Origin of the sequence: Geodermatophilus sp. CPCC 206100 (assembly GCF_048569675.1) — a bacterium.
Lineage (GTDB): Bacteria > Actinomycetota > Actinomycetes > Mycobacteriales > Geodermatophilaceae > Geodermatophilus.
The window spans coordinates 102,853-126,135 of the sequence record NZ_JAQISV010000015.1 but is presented as its reverse complement, the minus strand read 5'-3'; the positions used below and the strand labels follow the sequence as shown (position 1 = coordinate 126,135).

Here is a 23,283-nt window from a genome sequence, read left to right as displayed (position 1 = left end):
CCGTGGACGTTACTGCCGCACCGCGCTCGCCGGCCACGGCGGCCGGGGCACCCCCGGCCGGGGACGGCGCCGCCCAGGAGATCCGGCTGGAGGGCGTCAGCAAGGTCTACGCCGACGGCACGGTCGGGGTCGCCGAGCTGGACCTCACCTTCGCCGCCGGCGAGCTGTCGGTGCTCGTGGGACCCTCCGGCTGCGGCAAGACCACCACGATGAAGATGATCAACCGGATCATCGAGCCGACGACCGGCCGGATCCTGCTCGGCGGCGAGGACGTCACCCGGGTGGACGCCGACCGGCTGCGCCGCCGCATCGGGTACGTGATCCAGAGCGTCGGGCTGTTCCCGCACCAGACGGTCCGCACCAACGTCGGCACCGTCCCCCGCCTGCTCGGCTGGGACAAGCGGCGCACCCGCGAGCGCGTGGACGAACTGCTGACGACCGTCGGCCTGGACCCCGCCGTCCACGGGGACCGCTACCCCGCCCAGCTCTCCGGCGGGCAGCGGCAGCGCGCCGGGGTGGCCCGCGCGCTGGCCGCCGACCCCGCCGTCCTGCTCATGGACGAGCCGTTCTCCGCCGTCGACCCCGTGGTGCGCGAGCGGCTGCAGGCGGAGTTCCTGCGCCTGCAGGAGACGGTGCGCAAGACGATCGTCTTCGTCACCCACGACATCGAGGAGGCGGTGCGGCTCGGCGACCGCATCGCGGTGATGAGCGCCGGCGGCCACGTGGAGCAGTTCGCGCCGCCCGCCGAGGTGCTGGGGCGGCCGGCCAACGACGTGGTGGCCGACTTCGTGGGCGCCGACCGGGGGCTCAAGCGCCTGGCGGTGACCGCCGTCGACGCGGCCGACCTGGAGCAGCCGCCCGTGGTGCGACCCGGGGACGGGCTGGCCGACGCCGGCGCGCTGCTGGACCGGGCCGGCGCCGAGGGCGCCGTGGTGCTGGACGACGCCGGCCGGCCGGTCGGGTGGCTGCCGGCGGCGCGGGCCGCGGGCGCCGGCACGGTCTCCTCGGCGGCCACCCCCGGCGGGGGCACGGTCCCGGTCGGGGCGCCGCTGAAGACGGCGCTGGCGACGCTGCTGCAGTCCGACGCGGGCTGGGTGGCGGTGGTCGACGGCGACCGCTACCTCGGGGTGCTCACCCCGGGCTCGCTGCACGCGGCGCTGCGCCGCTCGGTCGCCGCCGGTTGAGCCCGGCGGGCCCGGTCCTCAGGGCCGGGCGGTCGGTTCCGGGCCCGCCTCGTCCCGGGACGACGGCGGAACGCGGCAGACCGACTCCAGCCACAGCGCCGCGACCACCAGCGCGGCCGCGCAGACCACGCCGAGGACGGCGGTGACGGTGTCGCTCCCCGCCGCCTGCAGCCGGGACACCGCCGGGCCCACGTGGACCAGCACGCCGATCCAGAGGCCGGCGAAGACCGCCCCGACGTAGGCGCTGGCCTGGGCGAGGACCGCCAGCCGCGCGACCAGCATCGGCTCGACCGGGCGCACCGGCGCCGCGCCGCGCTCGGCGGGCGGCCGGCGGTCCCGCTGCGCGGCCAGCCGGGCGCGGAGGGTGCGGGCGCCGAGCAGTTCGGCGACGGCGAGGACGCCCAGCGGCACCGGCAGCCACCAGCGCAGCTCCGGCAGCGAGCCGTAGGCCGACCGGACGACGAGCCAGGCGGCCACGGCCACGCCGACGGCGAGGACGGCGAGGTCGCGCCGGGCCACCGGTCTCACTGCAGCTGCTCCCAGCGGACCACGGCGTCGACGTCCTCCTGCGGTAGGGCGGCCACCAGGTCGGCGACCCGCCCCCTCCCGGGCAGCTCGGCGGCCGGGTCGAGGCTCAGCCACGGCACCAGGACGAACGCCCGCTCGTGCGCGCGCGGGTGCGGCAGCGTCAGGGCGGGGTCGTCGGAGGACACCGGCCGGCCGTCGTCCTCGGTGACCGTGACGACGTCGACGTCCAGGGTGCGCGCCCCCCAGCGGACCTCCCGCGTCCGCCCCGCGGCCTCCTCCAGCTCGTGCGCGCGGGCCAGCCACCCGGCGGCGTCCCGGTCGCCCCGCACCACGACCACCGCGTTGAGGTAGGGCGGCTGCTCGACCGGCCCCCACGGCGGCGTCTCGTACAGCGTCGACCGCGCCACGAGCACGCCGTCCGCGGACAGCGCGGTGATGGCGCCGCGCAGCGCGGCGGCCCGGTCCCCGAGGTTGGCGCCCAGGGAGAGCACCGCCCGGCTCACGAGGAGGACCCCGTCGTCACCCGCGCGTCCTCCGGATCTCGACGGTCACGTCGTCGAAGGGCACGCCCAGGTCGGCCTCGGGCTTGTGCACGGTGATCTCGACGGCGTCGACCAGCGGGTCGGCCAGGCAGACGTCGGCCAGGCGCTGGGCGAGGGTCTCCAGGAGGTCGACCGGCTCCCCGGTCAGGACCGCGTGCAGCCGCTGGGCCAGCTCCGCGTAGTTGACCGTCCGCGCTAGGTCGTCGCCGGCCGCGGCGGGGGCGGTGTCGAGCTCGAGGACGGCGTCGACGCGGAAGGTCTGCCCGTTCTCCCGCTCGAACGGGTAGACGCCGTGGTGCGCGTGGGCGGTCAACCCGCGGACGGCGATGCGGTCGGGGCGGGGACTAGCCACGGGCCGCCCTCCGCCGGCGCGCCTCCTGGACGGCGGCGACGGTCCGGACGGCGTCGACCGAGGCGGCCGCGTCGTGCACGCGCACCCCCCAGGCGCCGGCCTCGGCGGCGAGCACGGTGGTGGCCAGGGTGGCGGCGTCGCGCTGCTCGGCCGGGCGCACCGTGCCGTCGGCGTCGGCCAGCAGGCGCCCCAGGAAGCTCTTGCGGGAGGCGCCGAGCAGCACCGGCAGGCCCAGGTCGATCAGCCGGTCGAGCCCGGCCAGCAGCGCCCAGTTGTGCTCGGCCCGCTTGGCGAAGCCCAGGCCCGGGTCGAGGACCAGCTGCGCGGGGGCCACGCCGGCGGCGACGACGTCCTCCACCCGGGCGGTCAGCTCGGCGCAGACCTCGGTGACCACGTCGCCGTAGCGGGCCGCGGCGTACATCTCCCGGCTGTGGCCGCGCCAGTGCATGAGCACCCACGAGACCCCGGTCGCGGCGACCACCTGGGCCATGTTCGCGTCCGCGAGCCCACCGCTCACGTCGTTGACCAGCGTCGCCCCGGCGGCGATCGCGGCCTCGGCCACCTCGGCGCGGGTGGTGTCGACGCTGACCCGCACCCCGGCGGAGGTCAGCTCGGTGACCACCGGCAGCACCCGGCGGCACTCCTCGTCGGTGTCGATGCGGTCGGCGCCCGGCCGGGTGGACTCGCCCCCGATGTCGACGTAGTCGGCGCCGGCGGCGGCCATCGCCAGCCCGTGCGCGATCGCCGACGGCGCGTCGGCGAAGCAGCCACCGTCGGAGAAGGAGTCCGGCGTGACGTTGAGGACGCCCATCACGACGCAGCGCCCGGGGGTGCGGAGGAGGGCGGTCACCGGCCCCTGTCCACGGCTCGCTGCGCGCCTCGGTCGCCGGCGCTCCCGGTGGTGCTCACGCGCCCGTCACCCTCGCATCACGAGGCTCATCGCCTCGCTGCGCGTGGCGGCGTTCTCCCGGAAGATGCCGCGCACGGCCGAGGTGACCGTGGAGGACCCCGGCTTCCGGACGCCGCGCATGGCCATGCACAGGTGCTCGGCCTCGATGACCACCAGCACCCCGCGCGGCTTGAGCACGTCGGCCAGCGCGTCGGCGATCTGGCTGGTCATGCGCTCCTGGACCTGCGGCCGGCGGGCGTAGACCTCGACCAGGCGGGCCAGCTTGGACAGGCCGGTGACCCGGCCGTCCAGGCCCGGGATGTAGCCGATGTGCGCGACGCCGTGGAACGGCACGAGGTGGTGCTCGCATGTGGAGTACAGCGGGATGTCCTTGACCAGGACCATCTCGTCGTGGTCCTCGTCGAACGTGGTGGCCAGCACCTCGGCGGGGTCCTGCCACAGCCCGGCGAAGGTCTCGGCGTAGGCGCGGGCCACCCGGGCCGGGGTGTCCCGCAGGCCCGGGCGGTCGGGGTCCTCCCCCACCGCGAGGAGCAGCTCGCGGACGGCGGCCGCGGCCCGCTCGTGGTCGATCCCGGCCGTCGGCGGCCGCGTCAGCAGCTGGTCCCCCGGCTCGGCCGGCACCTCGCTCACGCGTCCTCCTCGCCGGCGCTCCTCGCCAGCTCGCTCACCTCTGCACCGGGGCGCTGACGTCCCCCACCGCCGTGGCGCCGCCCTTGACCAGGCCGTTGCCGTTGTGCGCCGCCCGCTCGGCGGGCGTGAGGACCGGCGGCTGGTCGGACGGGGTGCGCTTGCCGAAGCCGTTGTAGGGCGCCAGCGAGGGCCGCTTGGTGACCGGCTCGCAGATGCGCGCCATGTCCTCCTTGGACAGGGTCTCCTTGTCCATCAGCTCGAGGACGAGCTGGTCGAGGACCGCCCGGTACTCGACCAGGATCTCCCACGCCTCGTCGTGCGCGGCCTCGATGAGCGCCCGGATCTCTGCGTCGATGTCGCCGGCGACGGCCTCGGAGTAGTCCGGGCGCGTGTGCATGTCGCGGCCGAGGAACGGCTCGGACTCGTTGCTGCCGTACTTCACCGCGCCGAGCTTGGCGCTCATGCCGTACTGCGTCACCATCGCCCGGGCCAGGGAGGTGGCCTTCTCGATGTCGTTGCCGGCACCGGTGGTGGGCTCGTGGAAGACGAGCTCCTCGGCCGCCCGCCCGCCGAGGGCGTAGGCCAGGGTGTCGATCATCTCCGACCGGGTCTGGGTGTACTTGTCCTCGGTCGGCAGCACGAGCGTGTGCCCCAGGGAGCGGCCACGCGGCAGGATCGTCACCTTGTGCACCGGGTCCAGGTTGGGCAGCGCGTGCGCCACGAGGGCGTGCCCGCCCTCGTGGTAGGCGGTGACCTTCTTCTCCTTCTCGCTCATCGCCCGCGTCTTGCGCTCAGGGCCGGCGATGACGCGGTCGATCGCCTCCTCGAGGTTCTCGTCGGTGATGACCGTCCCGCCGTGGCGGGCGGTGAGCAGCGCGCCCTCGTTGAGGACGTTGGCGAGGTCGGCGCCGGTGAAGCCCGGGGTGCGGCGGGCCAGGGTCTCGAGGTCGACGTCGGGCGCGAGCGGCTTGCCCTTGGCGTGGACGGAGAGGATGGCCTTGCGGCCGAGCAGGTCGGGCCGGTCGACGGCGATCTGCCGGTCGAAGCGGCCCGGGCGCAGCAGGGCCGGGTCGAGGATGTCCGGCCGGTTGGTGGCGGCGATCATGATGACGCCGCCCTTGACGTCGAAGCCGTCCATCTCGACGAGCATCTGGTTGAGCGTCTGCTCGCGCTCGTCGTGCCCGCCGCCCATGCCGGCGCCGCGGTGCCGGCCGACGGCGTCGATCTCGTCGACGAAGATGATCGCCGGCGCGTTCTGCTTGGCCTGCTCGAACAGGTCGCGCACCCGGCTCGCGCCGACGCCGACGAACATCTCGACGAAGTCCGAGCCGGAGATCGAGAAGAACGGCACCCCGGCCTCGCCGGCGACGGCGCGGGCCAGCAACGTCTTGCCGGTGCCGGGCGGGCCGAACAGCAGCACGCCCTTGGGGATCTTCGCCCCGACCGCCTGGAACTTCACCGGGTTGGCGAGGAAGTCCTTGATCTCCTGCAGTTCCTCGATCGCCTCGTCGGCACCGGCGACGTCGGAGAACGTCGTCTTCGGGCTGTCCTTGGTGATCTGCTTGGCCTTGGACTTGCCGAAGGCCATGACGCCGCGGCCGCCGCCCTGCATGGAGTTGAACAGCCAGAACAGCAGGAGCAGGAGGATCACGAACGGCAGGAAGCTGATCAGGATGCTGACCAGGACGCTGTCCTGCGTGACGTTGGTGGTGAAGTCGACGCCGTCCCCGCCGCCGTTGAGGCCGGAGACGAGGTCGAAGACGTCATCCGAGGCGCCCAGCGGGTACGAGGCGGTGATCTTGTCGCTGCCCTCGACCGCGTTGCGCAGGTCGAGGTCGAGCGTCTGTTCCTTGTCGTTGATCGTGACGTTGTCGGCGTTGCCGCTGGTGATCTGCTCCAGGGCCGTCGCGGTGGTGACCTCCTGGTAACCACCGTTGCCACGGAACAGCGAGGAGAACGCCAACGCCAGGAGGACGACGAGGACGACCCAGAACCACACGGAGCGGAAGATCTTCTTGCGTTCCATACACCGATGCCGGGCGGCCGGGGGTCCGGCTGAGGCCCGTCGACCCTCCTGATCGTCCATGGGACGCGCCGCGCGACCCGGGCGGGCACCCCGGCGCTCGGTGCAGCGTCGTTGCGCCCGACGGTACACCGGGGAGCCTGCGAGACAGCTGTACGGGAACCGCGAGGCGACTGTCCGTCCCCCGGTGGGGTGGCCCGGTCGCGGGGCGCGTCGGGGTGCCGGGGATCAGCCGGAGTAGACCTCCGGGCGCAGGGTGGCGATGTAGGGCAGGTCGCGGTAGCGCTCGGCGTAGTCCAGCCCGTAGCCGACGACGAACTCGTTGGGGATGTCGAAACCGACGTAGCGGACCGGGACGTCGACCTTCACCGCGTCCGGCTTGCGCAGCAGCGCGCACACCTCGAGGGACGCCGGCCGCCGGCTGCCGAGGTTCTTGAGCAGCCAGGAGAGCGTGAGCCCGGAGTCGATGATGTCCTCGACCACGAGCACGTGCAGGTCGCTGATGTCGCGGTCGAGGTCCTTGAGGATGCGCACCACGCCGGAGGAGCTGGTGGAGGACCCGTACGAGGAGACCGCCATGAACTCCATCTGGGTGGGCAGCCGCAGCTCCCGGGCGAAGTCGCTCATGAAGAGCACCGCGCCCTTGAGGACGCCGACCAGGAGCACCTCCCGGCCCTCGTAGTGCGCCTCCACCTGCCGGGCGAGCTCGGCGATCTTCGCCTGGATCTGCTCCTCGGCGAGCAGCACGTGGTCGATGTCGGGGCCGTAGCCGTGGTGGTCGTCGAGCTCTCCGCGACCGGTGGCGGGCTCACTCACGTGACGGGCTCCTCGGGGTGTCCGGTGCGTCCCCGCGACGGGGGCCCCGCGCGTCGGGCGGCACGAAGCCCAGCCTGCCAGACGCCCGGACGACGCCCGCGCCGCCGGGGAGGGCCACCGGGCCCTGCCCCCGCCACCGGGTCAGCAGCGCGTCGACGGCGGCCAGGTGCACCGCCTGCAGGTCCCGGACGCCCGCCCCGTGCAGCCAGCCACGCAGCACCCGCCGGCGCAGCGCGGCGGGCAGCCCGGCCAGCACGTCCGCGGGGAGGCCGGCCAGCACGTCCGCGGGGAGGCCGTCGGCGCCGGCCAGCCGGGAGAGCTCGTCCGCGGCCATGGCGTCGAGGGCGTCCAGGTCCTCGCGCAGCATCGCCGCCGTCCGGGCCAGCGCCGGGGCCACCCCGCCGCCGAGGACCTCCTCCAGCAGCGGCAGCACCTCGGTCCGCAGCCGCACCCGCGGGTAGGCCGGATCGGCGTTCCAGGGGTCGTCCCACACCGGCAGGCCCTGCTCGGCGCAGGCGGCGCGGGTGGTCTCCCGGCGGACGCCGAGCAGCGGCCGCCACCAGGCGACCCCGTCGGCCACCCGGTGCGCCACCATCCCGGCGACGCTGCGCGGCCCCGAGCCGCGGCCGAGGCCCAGCAGCACCGTCTCGGCCTGGTCGTCGAGCGTGTGCCCGAGCGCCACGCGGGCGCCGTGCGCGGCGGCGGCCTCCGCGAGGGCGGCGTACCGCGCGCTGCGGGCCGCCGCCTCGGGGCCGCCGTCCGTGCCCACCCGCACGGTGCACACCGACACGGGGTCCAGGCCCAGGCCGGCCAGCAGCGTGGCCGTGCCCGCGGCCCGGTCGGCGGACCCGGGCTGCAGGCCGTGGTCGACGGTCACGGCCCCCGCGCGGACGCCCGCCCGCGGAGCCTCGAAGGCGACCGCGGCGGCCAGGGCGAGGGAGTCCGCTCCCCCGCTGACGGCCACCAGCACCGGCGCCGGGTCGGCGGTCAGCCCGGGCCGGACCGCGGCGCGCAGCCGGGCGACCGCCGGGGGCGGTCCGGCCACGGGCTCAGGCGGGGATGGCCGGGCGGCCGTGCACCCGCTCGACCCAGCGGGCCGGGTCGGTGAGCTCCTCGATCCGCGGCAGCGTCTCCGGCCCCGACCAGACCCGGTTGAAGCCCTCCATGCCGACGAGGTCGACCACGCCGCCGACGAACACCCGGCCGTCGGCGTACTGCTTCATCTTCTGCTCGAGGCCGAGCAGCCGGCGCAGCACCCGGTCGAGCGGGCCGCGGCCCTTGCGCCGCTGGGCGAACCGCTTGCGCAGCGTCCGCACCGAGGGGACGACGTCCGGGCCGACGCCGTCCATGACGAACTCCGCGTGCCCCTCCACCAGGCTCATCACCGCGGTCACCCGGTCGAGGACGGCGCGCTGCGCGGGGTCCTGGATGAGCGCCATCAGCCCGCTGTCGTCGCCGCCCTCGGTGCCGCGGACGGCGTCGCCGATGCTGCGCAGGACGTCGCGCAGCCGGTCGCGCAGCACGTCGGGGGTCAGGTCGGTGGCCTCGACGAACTCGGCCACCTGGCCCTCCAGGTGGCCGCGCAGCCACGGCACGGCGGTGAACTGCAGCTGGTGGGTGACCTCGTGCAGGCAGACCCACAGCCGGAAGTCGGTGGGGTCCACGCCCAACCGGCGCTCGGCGTCGACGATGTTCGGCGCGACCAGCAGCAGCCGCCCGCCGGTGCCGAAGACCTCGTACTGCCCCAGCACCCGCGAGGACAGGAAGGCGAGGATGCCCCCGGCCTGCACGCCGGTGGCGCGCGAGCCGATCGCGGTGGCCAGCGGGCCGGGGCGGGTCTCCTGCCTGGCCGCGAGGGCGTCCACCAGCGGGTTCAACAGGGCGGCCATGCCTGCGGTGTTGGCGTCGATCCAGCCAGGGCGGTCGACGACGGCGACCTCCGGCGGTGGGCCGCCGGGGACGGCGTGCAGGCCGGTCAGGGCCTCCACGTGCGACACGGCAGTGGCGGCCGCCTCGTGCAGTTCGCGGACGACGGCGGCGGCCTCCTCCCGCGTCGTCTGCGGGCCGGGACCGACCAGGCGGCGGGCCGTGCGTCCGGCGAGGTCCCAGTCGACCATCGAGGAGGCGCTGCTCATCGCCTCACCGTAGGCCCTCCAGCAGGGGCCCGCCGCGAGCCCCGTCCCGAGGCTCGGCCCGAGCCTGCGAGAGGTGCGGAGGACGGGGCCCTTCACGGTGGGGGCCGTTCCAGCCGGTCAGCGGCAGCCGCAGCCGGCCAGCGCGGCGGCGACGTCGTCCAGGGCGGCCTCGGCCGCCGCTCCGTTGGGCGGTGCGGCGTCGGCGACCACGGCGAAGACCAGCAGCCGGCCGTCGGCGGTGACCACCGTGCCGGCGAGGCCGTGCACGCCGAGCAGCGTGCCGGTCTTGGCGCGGACCGCGCCGGGCGCGGTGGCCGGGTCGGCGTCGCCGCGCTCGGCCAGGGTGCCGTCGTAGCCGGCCACGGCGAGCCCGGACAGGACGGCCGAGGCCTCGGGCAGCGACCCGTCGGCGGCGTCGGTGAGCAGGTCGGCCAGCAGGGCCACGGGCACCCGGTCCTCGAGCGACAGGCCGCTGCCGTCGGAGAGCTGCACGCCGGAGACGTCGAGCCCGGCGTCGGCCAGCGCGGCGGGGACGGCCTGCGCCGCGCCCTCGAAGGTGGCCGGCAGGTCGCGGGCGATCGCGACGTGGCGGGCCAGGGCCTCGGCCAGCACGTTGTCCGACTGGGACAGCGTCTGCTCGACCACCCGCGCCAGCGGTGCCGACCGGACGGTGCCGAGGACCTGCGTGCCCACCGGGGCGGTGCCGAGCGTGACGGTGGCGCTCGGGACGCCCAGGGCGGTGGCCAGGGCGGCGCCGGCGTCCGTGCCCGGCTGGCCGCTGCGGGCGGGGTCGCCGGACCGCACGCGGGCGCCGTCGACCGCGGCGGCGGTGATCGGCGCGGCGTAGCTGGACGGCGCGTCGCCGGGACCCCAGCCCGAGGCGGTGAGCGGACCGTCGAACAGCGAGTTGTCGACCACGACCCGCCGCACCGCCGTGCCGGCCGGCAGCGCCGACTGCACCTGGGCGGCGAGGTCGGCGACGGTGGGCGCGCCGGGGTAGGTCAGGGAGGGCGCGGTCCGGGACAGCGTCGGGTCCCCGCCGCCGACCAGCACGACCTCGTCCGGGGTGGCGCCGGCGACGACCGTCGTCTCGAGGGTGGCCTCCGGGCCGAGGGTGGTCAGCGCCGCCACCGCCGTGAGGAGCTTCGCGGTCGAGGCCGGAACCGCCGGCGTGGCCGCGTCCGCCTCGAGCAGCACCTCCCCGGAGGCGACGTCCACGACCCCCGCGGAGACGCCCGGGCCCAGGGCGGGCGAGGCCAGCAGCGGGTCCAGCTCCGCGGCGAGTGCCGCCGGGTCGGGCCGCGGGGCCTCCGACGCCAGCGCGGCGAGCACCGGCGGGGCGGCGTCCACCTCGGGCAGCTCGGCGGCGGCGGTGGCGGGGTCGGTGGCGGCGCCGTCGTCCCCCGCGCCCAGCCGGTCGACGACGAACCACCCGCCGCCGGCGACCACGAGGAGCACCGCGAGGACGGTCAGGAGGAGGCGGCGGCGGAGCCTCGAGTACTTCGGCGTGACGGTCGTCGACCCGCTCGACGCGATGGTGCCCACCCCCCGGAACGACCTCCGGCGGTCGGCCGGGGTCCGGTGAGCCACACTACGACCCGTGCAGTTCGACGTGACGGTAGAGATCCCGAAGGGCCAGCGGAACAAGTACGAGCTGGACCACGCCACCGGACGCATCCGCTTGGACCGGATGCTCTTCACCTCCACCCGCTATCCGGCCGACTACGGCTACATCGAGAACACCCTGGGACAGGACGGCGACCCGCTCGACGCCCTGGTCCTGCTCGACGAGCCGACCTTCCCCGGCTGCCTGATCACCTGCCGGGCCATCGGCATGTTCCGGATGACCGACGAGAAGGGCGGGGACGACAAGGTCCTCACCGTTCCGGCGACGGACCCGCGGATGGCGCACCTGACCGACATCAGCGACGTCTCGGAGTTCGACCGGCTGGAGATCCAGCACTTCTTCGAGACCTACAAGGACCTCGAGCCCGGCAAGTCGGTCGAGGGCGCCGAGTGGGTCGGCCGGGACGAGGCCGAGGCCGAGATCCTGGCCTCCCTGCAGCGAGCCAAGGACGAGAACTACCACTGACCGGCCGCCGGCCCCCCTCGAGCGGCCGCCGAGCGCACGACGGAGCCCGACGGCGGTGCCCCTCCCCGGGCACCGCCGTCGGCGTGCCCGGCGCGGGGTGCCCCGGGGACGACACAGGGGCCCGTCCGGGTCGACGAGCCCCTGTGGTGGCTGAGCCGCCTGTCGGAATCGAACCGACGACCTTCTCATTACGAGTGAGATGCTCTACCGACTGAGCTAAGGCGGCGGGCGTGCGGCGAACAGCTTACGTGACGACCCGCCCCGTCCCGCGAAGGCCCCGTCCCGGGTCCCGCCCCGTCCCGCGCAGGGGCGGGCCGCGTCACCCGGGCAGGCGCAGCGCCACGGTCAGCGCCTCCACCGCGATCTGCGGCTTCACGTTCTGCTCGAGCGCGACCCGGCAGGCCAGGACCGCGTCGATGCGGCGCAGCGCTCCCTCGGCGCCGATCCGGCGGCCCAGCTCGTCGGCGTCGGCGCGGCGGTCGGGGTGGTTCAGCGTCGGCGGGTCGGCGTCCCCCGCCTCCCGGTGCGCCGCCAGGACCAAGGCGTCGCGGTAGAGGGCGGCGAGGTCGACCAGCGCGCGGTCGAGGGAGTCGCGGCCGAGGCGGGTGGCCCGGGACTTCTGCCGCTTCTCCAGCTCCTTGAGCTGCCCCGCCCCGCGGGTGGCCGCGGCGACGCCGGGCCCCCGCGCGCCCACGCCGAGGCTCTGCTTGACCGCCTCGGTCTCCGCGCCGTCGAGCTCGGCGCTCGTACGGTCGGACTCCTCCTTGGCCGCGCCGACGAGGTCGTCGGCGGCGTTGAGGCAGGCGGCGAGGGAGACCAGCGACAGCGGGACGTCCAGCACCGCCTTGCGGGCCAGCCGGGCCTCCTCGTCCTGGGCCAGGTGCCGGGCCCGCCCGACGTGGCCACCGGCGGCCGCGGCCGACCAGGCGGCCAGGGCCGGGTCGATCCCGTCCCGCCGCACCAGCACGTCGGCGACGGCGTCCACCGGGGGCGTCCGCAGGCCCACGACGCGGCAGCGGGAGCGGATGGTCACCGGCACGTCGTCGGGGTGCAGGCTGGGCGCGCAGAGCAGGAAGACGGTGCGGGACGGCGGCTCCTCGAGCATCTTGAGCACGGTGTTGGACGCCTGCTCGGTCATGCGGTCGGCGTCCTCGACCAGCACGACCTGCCACCGGCCCTGGGACGGCGCCCGTCCCGCGATGCGCACCAGCTCGCGCACCTCGGCGACCCCGATGGACAGCCCCTCGGGCACCACGGTCTGCACGTCGGCGTGCGTGCCGGCCAGCGCCGTCCGGCAGGCGTGGCAGGTGCCGTCCCCGCCGTCCGGGCACTGCAGGGCGGCGGCGAAGGCCCGTGCTGCCACCGACCGCCCGGACCCGGGCGGGCCGGTGAACAGCCAGGCGTGGGTCATGGCGGTGGGGTCGGCGACCGCGGCGCGCAGCTCCGCGACGACGGCCGGCTGGCCGACGACGGTGTCCCAGACCGTCACGCGCCCGCCTCCAGCAGCGCGGCCACGCGGGCGCGGACGCCGGCGGCGATCTCGTCGACCGGGCGGGTGGCGTCCAGCACGAGGTAGCGGTCGGGGTCGCCCCCGGCGAGGGTCCGGAAGGTCGCGCGGACCCGCTGGTGGAACTCCAGCGACTCCGACTCCAGCCGGTCGGCCTCCGCCCGGCCGCGGGCGCGGGCCAGGCCGGTCTCGGGCGGGAGGTCCAGCAGCACGGTGAGGTGCGGGCGCAGCCCCTCGGTGGCCCAGCGCGAGATCGCCGACACGTCGTCGAGCGGGATCGTGCGGCCGGCGCCCTGGTAGGCCAGCGAGCTGTCGATGTACCGGTCGCTGACGACGACCTCGCCGGCAGCCAGCGCGGGGCGCAGGACGGCGGCGGCGTGCTGGGCGCGGTCGGCGGCGTAGAGCAGGGCCTCGGCGCGCGCCGCCAGGCCGGTGTGCGCGCGGTCCAGGACGATGGCGCGGACGGCGGCCCCCGCTGGCGTGCCGCCCGGCTCGAAGGTGGCCCGTGCCGCGCGGCCACCGGCGGTCAGCCAGTCGCACAGCAGCCGCACCTGCGTGGACTTGCCGGCTCCCTCGCCGCCCTCGAAGGCGATGAACACGCCGGGTCCGGTGCCCCCGTCCCGCGTCGGGGCGGGCAGGTCGAGCGGGCCGTCGTCGGACACGCGGATCGGAGGCTCCCGGACGTCAGGGTGGGTGGTCGTGCCGGCGCCACGGTACCGGCCGGCACCGACCGTCTCCGGCTGCCGCGGTCCTAGGGTCGGGCGGATGACGAGCACCCCCGGCGCCTGGGACCCGGCCGGCTACCTGCGGTTCGGGGACGAGCGCGCCCGGCCGTTCACCGACCTGCTCGCCCGGGTGGGCGCCGGCGCGCCGCGGGTCGTCGTCGACCTGGGGTGCGGGGAGGGCGCGCTGACCGCGTCGCTCGCCGGCCGGTGGCCCGGCGCGCAGGTGACCGGGGTGGACTCCTCGCCGGAGATGCTGGCCGCGGCCGCCACGCACGCGGTTCCCGGGCGGGTGCGGTTCCTCGCCGGGGACGTCCGGGACTGGCGCCCTGCGGAGCCGGTGGACGTGCTGGTCAGCAACGCCGTCCTGCACTGGGTGCCCGGCCACGTGGACCTGCTGCGTCGATGGGCCGGCGCCCTCGCGCCCGGCGGCTGGCTGGCCGTGCAGGTGCCGGGGAACTGGCGGGCCCCGACCCACCGGCTCCTGGCGGAGCTGTGCCGGTCGCCGCAGTGGGCCGACCGGCTGGCCGACGCCGCCCCGGCCGAGGACGCCGTCCTGGACCCGGCCGGCTACCTCGACGTCCTCACCGGCGCCGGCTTGGCCGCCGACGCCTGGGAGACCACCTACCTGCACGTGCTCTCGGGGCCTGACCCGGTGCTCGGGTGGGTCCACAGCACCGTGCTGCGGCCGGCACTGGCCCGGCTGTCCGCGGAGGAGGCGGCGGAGCTGACCGCAGCCTACGGCGCGGCCCTCCGCACCGCCTACCCGCCCCGGCCGGACGGGACGACGGTGCTGCCCTTCCGGCGGGTGTTCGCGGTCGGGCGCTCGGCAACTACTTGACGATTAGGAAAGTAGTTGCCATGGTCGGCCTCCCACCCGGCAGAGAGGGAGACCGATGACCGTCCCCACGCCCCAGGCCGCCGCCGCCCTCCTCGCCGAGGCCGCGGCCGCCGACGCCCGCGTCCGCCGGGAGGCCAGCCCGGCCTCGTCCGGGTTCCTGGCCACGCTGGGGTGCGCCAGCGCCGGCTTCTTCCTCGCCCAGCCGGTGGCCGACGGCGACCGCGGGGTGCTGGCGGCGGCGCTGGTGTTCGTCCTCGCGGTGCTGGGCGCCGCAATCGCGCTGCTGTCCGGCCTCCGGTCCACCCGGCACGGCTTTCCCCGCCGGTTCGGCCTGGTGATGGGCGCGTGGGCGGCGGTGTTCGCCGTCGGCCTGGCGGTGGGGACGACGACGGACGTCGCGCGCAGCTGGGCCTTCTGGGTGCCGGCCGCGGTGCTCGTCGTCCTGCCCTGCCTGGTCGGGGCCTGGCGCGAGCTGCCGCGGTGACCGGTGCGGCCGGCGGGCACCCGCGGCACGCACTCGACGAGGTGATCCACGCGCCGGTGCGCTTCTCGGTGATGGCCACGCTGGCGTCGGCCGAGGAGGCGGAGTTCGGCTTCGTGCGCGACGGCGTGCAGGTGAGCGACTCGCTGCTGTCGAAGACGGTGAGCGCGCTGGAGAAGGCCGGCTACGTGGAGGTCCGCAAGGGCTACGTGGGCAAGCGGCCGCGCACCTGGCTGCGGCTGAGCCGGCAGGGACGGGCGGCCTTCGGGGCGCACGTGGCGGCCCTGCGGGCGATCGCGGACGGCGCGCTCCCGCCGGACGCCGGCGCGGTCGTCAGCGCGGAGCCGGGGTGAGGCGGTAGGCATCGGTGTGGTAGGGCAGGTCGACCAGCTCGCGCCCGCGGGTGTCGGGGTGGCCGGCCAGCACCTCGCGCACCCGGCCGAGGAACTCCGCCCGCCGGTCGTCGTCCATCGTGGCGACGTAGCTGCGCGTGGCGATGCCCGCCACGACCTGGTCGGGAGGGATCCGCTGGACGACGGCGGACCGGAACCGCTCCACGCGCGCGCCGAGGGCCGCGGCGATGTCGCCGACGACGGCCTGGTCGGCCTCGTGGTCGCGCGACTCCGCAGCCAGCACCTCCCCGAGCGCCCCCACCCACGGGACCTGCTCGTCCCGGGTGTTCCACACCAGGCCCACGACGCCACCGGGGCGCAGCACGCGACGCATCTCCGCGGCCGCCGGCGCGGGCCGGAACCAGTGCGCGGCCTGCCCGGCGACCACCGCGTCGACGTCCGCGTCCGGGAGCGGGATCTCCTCCGCCCCGCCGACCAGCGCCTGGACGCCGGGGTGGCGGGCGCGCAGCTCCGCGAGCATCTCCCCGGACGGGTCGACCGCCACGACATCGTGCCCGGCGGCGGCGACCACCGCGGTCAGCAGGCCGGTCCCGGCGCCCAGGTCGAGGACGCGCCGCGGCCGGTCCCCCAGCAGGAAGGCGACCGCGTCGGCCGGGTAGGTCGGCCGCAGCGCCGCGTAGCCCGCCGCGACCGACCCGAACGACCGGCGCCGCTCGTGCCAGGTCGACGGGTCGAGGTCCCCGGTCGGCACCGGGACCTCAGCCGGCGGGGACCGCGTCGGTGCCGGTCGCCGCCGCCTTCGTCGTCGTCGCCGCCTTCTTCGTGGTCTTCTTGGCGGCGGTGGTCTTCTTGGCGGTCGTCTTCTTCGCGGCGGTCTTCGTGGTCGCGGTCGCCTTGGTGGCCGTCTTCTTCGCCGCGGTCTTCCTGGTGGTCTTCTTCGTCGTCGGGCGGCTGCGCCGGTCCGCGAGGAGCTCGGCGGCGCGCTCGAGGGTGATGCTCTCGACGTCGTCGCCCTTGCGCAGGCTGGCGTTGGTCTCGCCGTCGGTCACGTAGGGCCCGAACCTGCCCTCGCGGACGGTGACCGCGCCCTCGGTGACCGGGTCGGCGCCCAGCTCCTTGAGCGGCGCGGCCGCGGCGCGCCGTCCCCGCTGCTTGGGCTGGGCGAAGATCGCCAGGGCCTCGTCGAGGGTGACGGTGAACAACCGGTCCTCGCTCTCCAGCGAGCGGCTGTCGCTGCCCTTCTTCAGGTACGGCCCGTAGCGGCCGTTGAGCGCCTGGATCTCCTCGCCGTCCGGCGCCGCGCCCACCGCGCGCGGCAGGGTGAGCAGCTTGAGCGCGTCGTCGAGGGTGACCGTCTCCGGCGACATGGTCGAGAGCAGGCTCGCCGTCCGCGGGGCGTCCTTGCTGCCCTCCGGCACCACCGTCGTCACGTACGGGCCGTAGCGGCCGGCCTTGACCACGACGGGCAGGCCGGAGTCCGGGTCGGTGCCGAGCTCCCGGTCGTTGGAGGGAGCGGCCAGCAGCTCCTCGACCTTGTCCTGGGTCAGCTCGTCGGGGGCGAGGTCCTCGGGCAGGCTGACCCGCGCGCCCTCCTCGGCGCCGACCTGCAGGTACGGGCCGTAGCGGCCGACCCGGACGAGGACCGGCTCCCCGCCCGGACCCGTGGCCCGCAGGGGGATGGAGTTCACCCCGCGCGCGTCGATCTCCTCCAGCCGCTGGCCGATGACCTGCTTGAGCCCACCGGACTTGGCGATCCCGCCGGCGTGCCGCCCCTCGCCGCCGAAGTAGAACTCGGTGAGCCAGTCGACCCGCTGCAGGTTCCCGCCGGCGATCTCGTCGAGCTCCTGCTCCAGCGAGGCGGTGAAGTCGTAGTCGACCAGCTGGGCGAAGTGCTGCTCGAGCAGGTTCACCACGGCGAACGCCACGAAGGTGGGCACCAGCGCGGCGCCCTTCTTCCACACGTACCCGCGGTCCTGGATCGTCTGCAGGATGGAGACGTAGGTCGAGGGCCGGCCGATCCCGAGCTCCTCGAGCCGGGCCGTGAGGCTCGGCTCGGTGTAGCGGGACGGCGGCGTGGTCGTGTGCCCCTTGGCGTCCAGCTGCCGGGTGTCGAGCTGCTGGCCCCGCTCGAGCCGCGGCAGCCGGCGCTCGGCGTCGTCGTTGCCCTGGTCGTCGTCGGCGGCGGCCGACCCCTCGTCGCGGGACTCGACGTAGGCCCGGAGGAACCCGGGGAAGGTGATGGTGCGGCCGCTGGCGGTGAACTCGACCGCCTCGTCGGTGCTGCTGCGGCCGGCCAGCCGGATGCTCACGGTCTGTCCGACGGCGTCGGCCATCTGGGAGGCGATGGTGCGCTGCCAGATCAGCTCGTAGAGCCGGAACTCGTCGCGGGCGAGCTGGCCGGCGAGCTGGCCGGGGGTGCGGAAGTTGTCACCGGCGGGACGGATGGCCTCGTGGGCTTCCTGCGCGCCCTTGGCCTTCTTCGCGTAGCGCCGCGCCTCTGCGGGGACGAAGGCGTCGCCGTACAGCTGGCGCGCCTGGGTGCGGGCGGCGTTGATCGCCTCGTTCGAGAGGTTGGTCGAGTCGGTCCGCATGTAGGTGATGTGGCCGTTCTCGTACAGCCGCTGGGCGACCCGCATGACCTGCGCGGAGGACCAGCCGAGCTTGCGCCCGGCCTCCATCTGCAGGGTCGAGGTGGTGAACGGCGCGTACGGGCGGCGCCGGTAGGGCTTCTCGTCCACCCTGGTGACGCTCACCTGCCGGCCCTCGAGCCGGGCGGCCAGCCCGCGGGCCCCGGCCTCGTCCAGGTGCACGACGTCGCCGGTCACCCGGCCGGTGGCGGCGTCGAAGTCGCGGCCGGTGGCCACCCGGCTGTCGTCGACGCTGACCAGTTTCGCCCGCAGGGTCGTCGGCTCGCCCTCGTCCGCGCCGGTGCGCCGGCCGGTGACGGCGAACGTGCCCTCGAGGGACCAGTAGTCGGCGGCGTGGAAGGCCATCCGCTCGCGCTCGCGCTCGACGACGATCCGCGTGGCCACCGACTGCACGCGGCCCGCCGACAGCTTGGGCAGGACCTTCTTCCACAGCACGGGGCTGACCTCGTAGCCGTAGAGCCGGTCGAGGATGCGGCGGGTCTCCTGCGCGTCGACCAGCGCGGTGTCGAGCTCCCGGGGGTTGGCCACGGCGCGGGCGATGGCCTCGGGGGTGATCTCGTGGAACACCATGCGGCGCACGGGCACCCGCGGCTTCAGCGTGTCGACCAGGTGCCAGGCGATGGCCTCGCCCTCGCGGTCCTCATCGGTGGCGAGGTAGACCTCGCTGGCGTCCTTCACCAGCTGCTTGAGCCGGCCGACCTGCTGCCTGCGGTCGGGGCTGACCACGTAGAGCGGCTCGAACCCGTTGTCGACGTCCACGCCCAGCCGTGCCCACGAGGCGCCCTTGTGCTCGGCCGGCACGTCCGCGGCGTTCCGGGGCAGGTCGCGGATGTGCCCCACGCTGGCCTCGACGACGTAGCCGTTGCCGAGGTAGCCGGCGATCTTCCCGGCCTTGGTCGGGGACTCCACGATGACCAGCGGGCGCCCGCCACCGGCGGCCGCGGTCCGGCGGCGGGCGGGCGTGCTCGTGCCACCGGCCGTCGGGGCGGCGGCCTGGCTGCCGTTGTCAGCGGTCTTCGTGAGGGCCACGGTGCTCCTGTCGGTGCTGCTCGTTGCGGGCGCCGGGAGGCCGGCGCCGGAGGACGCGGTTGCTGCGCGTACGCCCTCGGCGACGCCACGGTAGGCCACGACCCCGACACGGAGGCGCGCGGCGACTTCCTGCGGGCGTGCCGTCACCGGCTCCAATGGCCGGGAGCGGCCCGGTGTTCCCACGCCTCCGGTCGCCGTCAGTCCGGCCGCCGGGGAGCCGCGACCACCTCGCCGATCGCGGCCACGGTCGGGAAGTGCTCGTCGTAGTACTCGCCGTGCAGCATCACGGCGTCGGTGGGCAGAGGGACGGCGCCGAAGTCGTCGTCCCACGTCGGGTACGCACCGTGCAGGTCCCACCAGCTGATCGGATCGAAGCCGGCGGACGCCTCGTACACCTCGTCGGCCTCCAGGCTCCCGGCGTTCCCGTCCAGGCCCGGGCTGCCGGCGAGGACGACCGCATCGGCGGCCATCTCCCCGGGTGCGCGAGCGGCTTCCTCCGCGACCCTCGTGCCGTAGCTGTGCGCAGCGACGACGACCCGCGCCGGGTCGGTGGCGCGGGCGGCGGCGAGACCGTCCAGGGCGCGGTCCAGCGCGCGCCCACCCGCCCGGCTCGCCCCCGTCCCCAGGGCACCGACGAGCCCCGGCGGTCGGTAGCCGAACCAGGCCAGGCCGGCGACCGCGAGCCCCGGTGCGGCGGCGCGGGCCGCGTCGGCGACCGCGTCCGCGTTCTCCGTCAGCCCGTCGAGGTCGTCCGCGGGCGTGTTGCGGATGCCGGGGACCACGACGGCGACCGAGTCGGCGGTGTCCAGGTCGCCCAGGGCCAGCGCCACCAGCTCCTCCGACGGCCGGAATTGGTGGAGCTGCACCGTCTCCCCCTCGTCCTCCCTCCGGGCGATCTCGGCGGCGACCGAGACCGCGACGGCGTGCCCCGGCGCGGACGGGTCGGCGAGCACGTCCTCGAGGTGGACCCGGTTGGCCTGGTCGCGGGCCCAGGCCGGCAGCCCCTCCAGGGCCCCGACGACGACCGGGGTGCGCGCGATGGCAGCCGTCCGGTCCGCCGTCGACAGGCCGGCCCACCAGGCGGCCACCTCGGCCGGCGGGCGGTTCAGCACCTGTGTGGGGAACGGGAACCGGCCCTGCGGGACCAGCGGCGCGAGTGCGGCGGAGGTGACGGGTGCCTGCGCCCCGGCGATGCCGAGCCCGGCGAGCGCGTCGGCGGCCGCGGTCGCGGCGGAACCGGCGCGCGCGGCGGCCTCCAGCGCCTCGAGCGCGAGGTCCTGGGCGTGCAGGACCGCCGCCACCTGGTCGGGGCCCAGGCCGGTGCCGTCCGCGCCCGCCGGGCCCAGCCCGACCAGCCGCCCTCCGTCGTCGAGCGGGACCGGGACGGCGCCCGCGGCCGCCAGTGCCTGCCCGGCCAGCTCCTGCGCGGTGTCGGCCTGACCCAGCAGGCGCTGGGCGTGCTCCACGGAGTCGGTGAGCGCCGTGGTGACCGCGGTGGTCACGCCGGAGACCTGCACCAGCGCCGTGCCCGCGGCCTGCGCCGCCGGTCCGTACCAGCAGTCGGCGTCGGTGAGCGACCGGCCCACGGACTCCATGCGGGCGCGCCACGGCGGCAACCGGTCGGCGACCGCGGTCAGGGTGTACACGGCGCCGCGCAGCAGCGGGACGTCCCAGGCGGCCACGGCGGTCAATGGCGGAGCGCTCACCGGGTCGCCGTCCCCTGACGCGCCTCGAGCACGCGGTCGGCGAGGATCGCGTCGGTGCGGCGGTAGGACCGGACGGTCTCGTGCAGCGTCGCGGCCAGCGAGCCGGTCTGGGAGGCCAGGAGGTCGAGCACGAGGGCCCAGCCCGACCCCGCGGCACCCGCGCGGTCCCCGGCCTCGCCGCTGAGCGCCGCGCCCAGGGAGGCGGCGGTGGACCGGCACAGCTGGGCCTCCTCGCCCAGCTCGGCGGACAGCAGCGTCAGCTCGTCGGCGAGCACGTCGATGGCGTCCAACTGCGCGGCGATGGTGGCGGACACGCACGACCTCCCGGCGTCGAGCCGGTCCGACGGTCGGACCGGCGCGGCCGGACGTTAGGCGGCCTCCCCCACGGCCCGCCGTCCGTCGTCCACAGTGACCCCCGCCGTCCACAACCTGCCGCCACGACCCTCCGGCCGGCGCCTGCCGGCCGGAGGATCGCGGCGTGCGCTCAGGGTGCGGTGGTGGTCAGCGAGGAGTTGGCGGTGTCGGTCGAGGCCCCGCCGACGACGACCGAGCGCCGCTTGGAGACGACGACCGCGCCGACGATGACCAGCACCGCCACCAGGGCGATGACCACCCGCAGGGTGGTGTTCTGGTCCTCGCCCACCGACATCCCCACCACCGCGGGTGCGATGAGCAGGGCCACCAGGTTCATGACCTTGAGGAGCGGGTTGATCGCCGGCCCCGCGGTGTCCTTGAAGGGGTCGCCGACGGTGTCGCCGATGACCGTGGCGGCGTGCGACTCGCTGCCCTTCCCGCCGTAGGCGCCGTCCTCGACCATCTTCTTGGCGTTGTCCCACGCGCCGCCGGAGTTGGCGAGGAAGACCGCCATCAGGGTGCCGGCCGCGATGGCGCCGACCAGGTAGGCGGCCAGCGGCCCGAACCCGAGGCCGAAACCGACCGCGACCGGGGCGAGGACGGCCAGGAGGCCCGGGGTCGCCAGCTCGCGGAGGGAGTCCTTGGTGCAGATGTCGACGACGGCGCTGTAGTCCGGGCGCTCGCTGTAGTCCATGATCCCGGGCCGGGTCCGGAACTGCTCCCGCACCTCGAAGACCACCCGGCCGGCCGCGCGGGAGACGGCACTGATCGCCAGCCCCGAGAAGAAGAACACCACCGCGGCACCGAGCACCGCACCGACCACGTTGTTCGGGTTGACCAGACTGAACGCGTTGCCGAGCGTGTCCCCCGCGTCCTCCAGGGCGGCCTCGATCTGGGCGTTGTACGAGCCGAACAGCGCGGTGGCGGCCAGCACCGCGGTCGCGATCGCGATCCCCTTGGTGATGGCCTTGGTGGTGTTGCCGACCGCGTCGAGGTCGGTCAGCACCCGGGCCCCGTCCTCGTCGATGTCGCCCGACATCTCGGCGATGCCCTGGGCGTTGTCGCTCACCGGGCCGAAGGTGTCCATGGAGACGATGACGCCGGCGGTGGTCAGCAGGCCGCAGCCGGCCAGGGCCACCGCGTACAGGGCGGCGCCGCCGCCCACCAGGAACGCCGCGTACACCGCGCCGCTGATGAGCAGCGCCGCGTAGACCGCCGACTCCAGGCCCAGCGAGATCCCGGACAGGATCACCGTGGCCGGGCCGGTCAGGGAGCTGCGGCCGACGTCCTGGACGGGCTTGCGCGACGTCTCGGTGAAGTAGCCGGTCAGCAGCTGGATGGCCGCGGCGAGCACGATGCCGACGAGCACCGCGATGAAGCCGAGCACCTGCGGGCTCACCACGCTGTCGGGGACGTCGGCCACGCTCGGCAGCACGGTGAACGCCGCCGCCGCCACCAGCACCAGGGAGACGACCGCCGAGGTGAAGAAGCCGCGGTTGATCGGCGCCAGCCCGTTGGCGTCGCCCTTCCCGGGGTTGCTGGCCAGGATCCCGACGATGGAGGCGATCACGCCGATCGCGGCGACCACCAGCGGGAAGACCATGCCCACGGCGCCGAAGAAGACCTGCCCGAGGATCAGTGCGGCGACGAGCGTGACGGCGTAGGACTCGAAGAGGTCGGCGGCCATGCCCGCGCAGTCACCGACGTTGTCGCCCACGTTGTCGGCGATGGTGGCCGCGTTGCGGGGGTCGTCCTCCGGGATGCCGGCCTCGACCTTGCCGACCAGGTCCGCCCCGACGTCGGCGGCCTTGGTGAAGATGCCGCCGCCGACACGCATGAACATGGCCAGCAGGGCGCCACCGAAGCCGAAGCCCTCGAGCACCACCGGCGCCGTCTCGTCGAACAGCAGCAGCGCCAGTGCGGCACCGAAGAGCCCGAGACCGACGGTGATCATCCCGCAGACGCCGCCCGTGCGGTACGCGATGCGGAAGGCCGGCCGGTACCCGCCGGTCCGGGCCGCCGCGGCCACGCGGACGTTGCCACGGGTCGCCAGCGTCATGCCGATGAACCCGACCAGCGCCGAGAACAGCGCACCGACCAGGAAGAACAGCGCGCGGCCGATCCGGGTGCCCCAGCCGCCGTCGTGTACGGGCAGGACGAGCAGCAGGAGGAACACGATGACCGCGAACACCGCGAGCGTGCGGAACTGCCGGCGCAGGTAGGCCGCTGCCCCCTCCTGCACCGCTCGCGCGATCTCGCGCATCGTCGTGGTGCCCTGGTCGGCTGCCATGACGGCGCGGACCAGATACGCGGCGAACGCGAGGGCGGCGATCGAGATGGCGAGGACGATCGTCACCAGGACGACGTCCCCGCCGGAGAGTGCACTGTCCGGCATCGTGTTTCCTCCCAAGCGGTCGGCTGCCCCCGGGG

At 75.5% G+C, this 23,283-nt stretch carries 22 protein-coding genes and 1 tRNA gene; 5 read left to right on the top strand and 18 right to left on the bottom strand.

The window, feature by feature from the left end; genetic code table 11:
* Positions 1-2: 2 nt before the first annotated feature.
* Positions 3-1,184, top strand: a complete 1,182-nt coding sequence (locus PGN05_RS09170; protein WP_419752224.1) for an ABC transporter ATP-binding protein — start codon at positions 3-5, stop codon at positions 1,182-1,184.
* Positions 1,185-1,202: 18 nt separating this feature from the next.
* Here PGN05_RS09170 and PGN05_RS09165 read toward each other — a convergent pair whose 3' ends face one another.
* The 10 genes from PGN05_RS09165 to dacB all read right to left on the bottom strand — a co-directional run bounded on the left by PGN05_RS09165 (position 1,203) and on the right by dacB (position 10,665).
* A complete protein-coding gene (locus tag PGN05_RS09165; RefSeq protein WP_419752223.1) occupies positions 1,203-1,703 on the bottom strand; it encodes a DUF3180 domain-containing protein in 501 nt (166 codons plus the stop codon).
* A gap of 5 nt (positions 1,704-1,708) precedes the next feature.
* Positions 1,709-2,215 (bottom strand): 2-amino-4-hydroxy-6-hydroxymethyldihydropteridine diphosphokinase, encoded by a 507-nt coding sequence (folK, locus tag PGN05_RS09160; protein WP_419752222.1) that lies wholly within the window; start codon positions 2,213-2,215, stop codon positions 1,709-1,711.
* A 16-nt stretch (positions 2,216-2,231) separates the two neighbouring features.
* Positions 2,232-2,606 (bottom strand): dihydroneopterin aldolase, encoded by a 375-nt coding sequence (gene folB, locus PGN05_RS09155; RefSeq protein ID WP_419752221.1) that lies wholly within the window; start codon positions 2,604-2,606, stop codon positions 2,232-2,234.
* Positions 2,599-3,456 carry a dihydropteroate synthase gene (folP, locus tag PGN05_RS09150; protein WP_419752220.1) on the bottom strand — a complete coding sequence of 286 codons (858 nt, stop codon included), beginning with the start codon at positions 3,454-3,456 and terminating at the stop codon, positions 2,599-2,601. The genes folB and folP overlap by 8 nt, the downstream gene beginning before the upstream one ends.
* 66 nt (positions 3,457-3,522) lie before the next feature.
* Positions 3,523-4,113 carry a GTP cyclohydrolase I FolE gene (gene folE / locus PGN05_RS09145; protein WP_419752239.1) on the bottom strand — a complete coding sequence of 197 codons (591 nt, stop codon included), beginning with the start codon at positions 4,111-4,113 and terminating at the stop codon, positions 3,523-3,525.
* Between the two features lie 67 nt (positions 4,114-4,180).
* Positions 4,181-6,172: an ATP-dependent zinc metalloprotease FtsH gene (gene ftsH, locus PGN05_RS09140; protein WP_419752219.1), complete on the bottom strand. Its 1,992-nt coding sequence runs from the start codon at positions 6,170-6,172 to the stop codon at positions 4,181-4,183.
* Between the two features lie 225 nt (positions 6,173-6,397).
* Positions 6,398-6,985, bottom strand: a complete 588-nt coding sequence (gene hpt / locus PGN05_RS09135) for a hypoxanthine phosphoribosyltransferase (RefSeq protein ID WP_419752218.1) — start codon at positions 6,983-6,985, stop codon at positions 6,398-6,400.
* Positions 6,978-8,030: a tRNA lysidine(34) synthetase TilS gene (gene tilS / locus PGN05_RS09130; protein ID WP_419752217.1), complete on the bottom strand. Its 1,053-nt coding sequence runs from the start codon at positions 8,028-8,030 to the stop codon at positions 6,978-6,980. The genes hpt and tilS overlap by 8 nt, the downstream gene beginning before the upstream one ends.
* Before the next feature lie 4 nt (positions 8,031-8,034).
* Positions 8,035-9,120: a zinc-dependent metalloprotease gene (locus tag PGN05_RS09125; RefSeq protein ID WP_419752216.1), complete on the bottom strand. Its 1,086-nt coding sequence runs from the start codon at positions 9,118-9,120 to the stop codon at positions 8,035-8,037.
* A 117-nt stretch (positions 9,121-9,237) separates the two neighbouring features.
* Positions 9,238-10,665 (bottom strand): D-alanyl-D-alanine carboxypeptidase/D-alanyl-D-alanine-endopeptidase, encoded by a 1,428-nt coding sequence (dacB, locus tag PGN05_RS09120; RefSeq protein ID WP_419752215.1) that lies wholly within the window; start codon positions 10,663-10,665, stop codon positions 9,238-9,240.
* A 55-nt stretch (positions 10,666-10,720) separates the two neighbouring features.
* Here dacB and PGN05_RS09115 point away from each other — a divergent pair, with 55 nt between their 5' ends.
* Positions 10,721-11,212: an inorganic diphosphatase gene (locus tag PGN05_RS09115; protein ID WP_419752214.1), complete on the top strand. Its 492-nt coding sequence runs from the start codon at positions 10,721-10,723 to the stop codon at positions 11,210-11,212.
* Positions 11,213-11,365: 153 nt separating this feature from the next.
* Here the strand turns inward: PGN05_RS09115 and PGN05_RS09110 are convergent.
* The 3 genes from PGN05_RS09110 to tmk form a co-directional block, all read right to left on the bottom strand.
* A tRNA-Thr gene (locus PGN05_RS09110) sits at positions 11,366-11,438 on the bottom strand.
* A 93-nt stretch (positions 11,439-11,531) separates the two neighbouring features.
* Positions 11,532-12,701, bottom strand: coding sequence for a DNA polymerase III subunit delta' (locus PGN05_RS09105; protein ID WP_419752213.1), 1,170 nt, complete (start codon positions 12,699-12,701; stop codon positions 11,532-11,534).
* On the bottom strand, positions 12,698-13,381 hold the full coding sequence (gene tmk / locus PGN05_RS09100) for a dTMP kinase (protein ID WP_419752212.1): 684 nt from the start codon (positions 13,379-13,381) through the stop codon (positions 12,698-12,700). Before tmk ends, PGN05_RS09105 begins: the two co-directional genes overlap by 4 nt.
* A gap of 103 nt (positions 13,382-13,484) precedes the next feature.
* Between tmk and PGN05_RS09095 the strand changes: the two genes are divergently transcribed.
* The 3 genes from PGN05_RS09095 to PGN05_RS09085 are packed head-to-tail and all read left to right on the top strand — an operon-like array spanning position 13,485 to position 15,116.
* Positions 13,485-14,282 (top strand): trans-aconitate 2-methyltransferase, encoded by a 798-nt coding sequence (locus PGN05_RS09095; RefSeq protein WP_419752211.1) that lies wholly within the window; start codon positions 13,485-13,487, stop codon positions 14,280-14,282.
* A 55-nt stretch (positions 14,283-14,337) separates the two neighbouring features.
* Complete coding sequence (locus tag PGN05_RS09090) at positions 14,338-14,766, top strand: hypothetical protein (protein WP_419752210.1); 429 nt, start codon at positions 14,338-14,340, stop codon at positions 14,764-14,766.
* Positions 14,763-15,116 carry a winged helix-turn-helix domain-containing protein gene (locus PGN05_RS09085; protein WP_419752209.1) on the top strand — a complete coding sequence of 118 codons (354 nt, stop codon included), beginning with the start codon at positions 14,763-14,765 and terminating at the stop codon, positions 15,114-15,116. The genes PGN05_RS09090 and PGN05_RS09085 overlap by 4 nt, the downstream gene beginning before the upstream one ends.
* Here the strand turns inward: PGN05_RS09085 and PGN05_RS09080 are convergent.
* From PGN05_RS09080 to PGN05_RS09060, 5 genes are all read right to left on the bottom strand, one after another.
* On the bottom strand, positions 15,097-15,867 hold the full coding sequence (locus PGN05_RS09080) for a class I SAM-dependent methyltransferase (protein ID WP_419752208.1): 771 nt from the start codon (positions 15,865-15,867) through the stop codon (positions 15,097-15,099). The two genes, PGN05_RS09085 and PGN05_RS09080, sit on opposite strands and share 20 nt — an antisense overlap.
* A 7-nt stretch (positions 15,868-15,874) precedes the next feature.
* Positions 15,875-18,793: a type I DNA topoisomerase gene (gene topA, locus PGN05_RS09075; RefSeq protein WP_419752207.1), complete on the bottom strand. Its 2,919-nt coding sequence runs from the start codon at positions 18,791-18,793 to the stop codon at positions 15,875-15,877.
* 197 nt (positions 18,794-18,990) lie between these two features.
* Positions 18,991-20,499 carry an alpha/beta hydrolase gene (locus PGN05_RS09070; protein ID WP_419752206.1) on the bottom strand — a complete coding sequence of 503 codons (1,509 nt, stop codon included), beginning with the start codon at positions 20,497-20,499 and terminating at the stop codon, positions 18,991-18,993.
* Positions 20,496-20,813 (bottom strand): hypothetical protein, encoded by a 318-nt coding sequence (locus tag PGN05_RS09065; protein WP_419752205.1) that lies wholly within the window; start codon positions 20,811-20,813, stop codon positions 20,496-20,498. The genes PGN05_RS09070 and PGN05_RS09065 overlap by 4 nt, the downstream gene beginning before the upstream one ends.
* Positions 20,814-20,983: 170 nt before the next feature.
* Positions 20,984-23,248: a sodium-translocating pyrophosphatase gene (locus PGN05_RS09060; RefSeq protein ID WP_419752204.1), complete on the bottom strand. Its 2,265-nt coding sequence runs from the start codon at positions 23,246-23,248 to the stop codon at positions 20,984-20,986.
* Between the last annotated feature and the right edge of the window lie 35 nt (positions 23,249-23,283).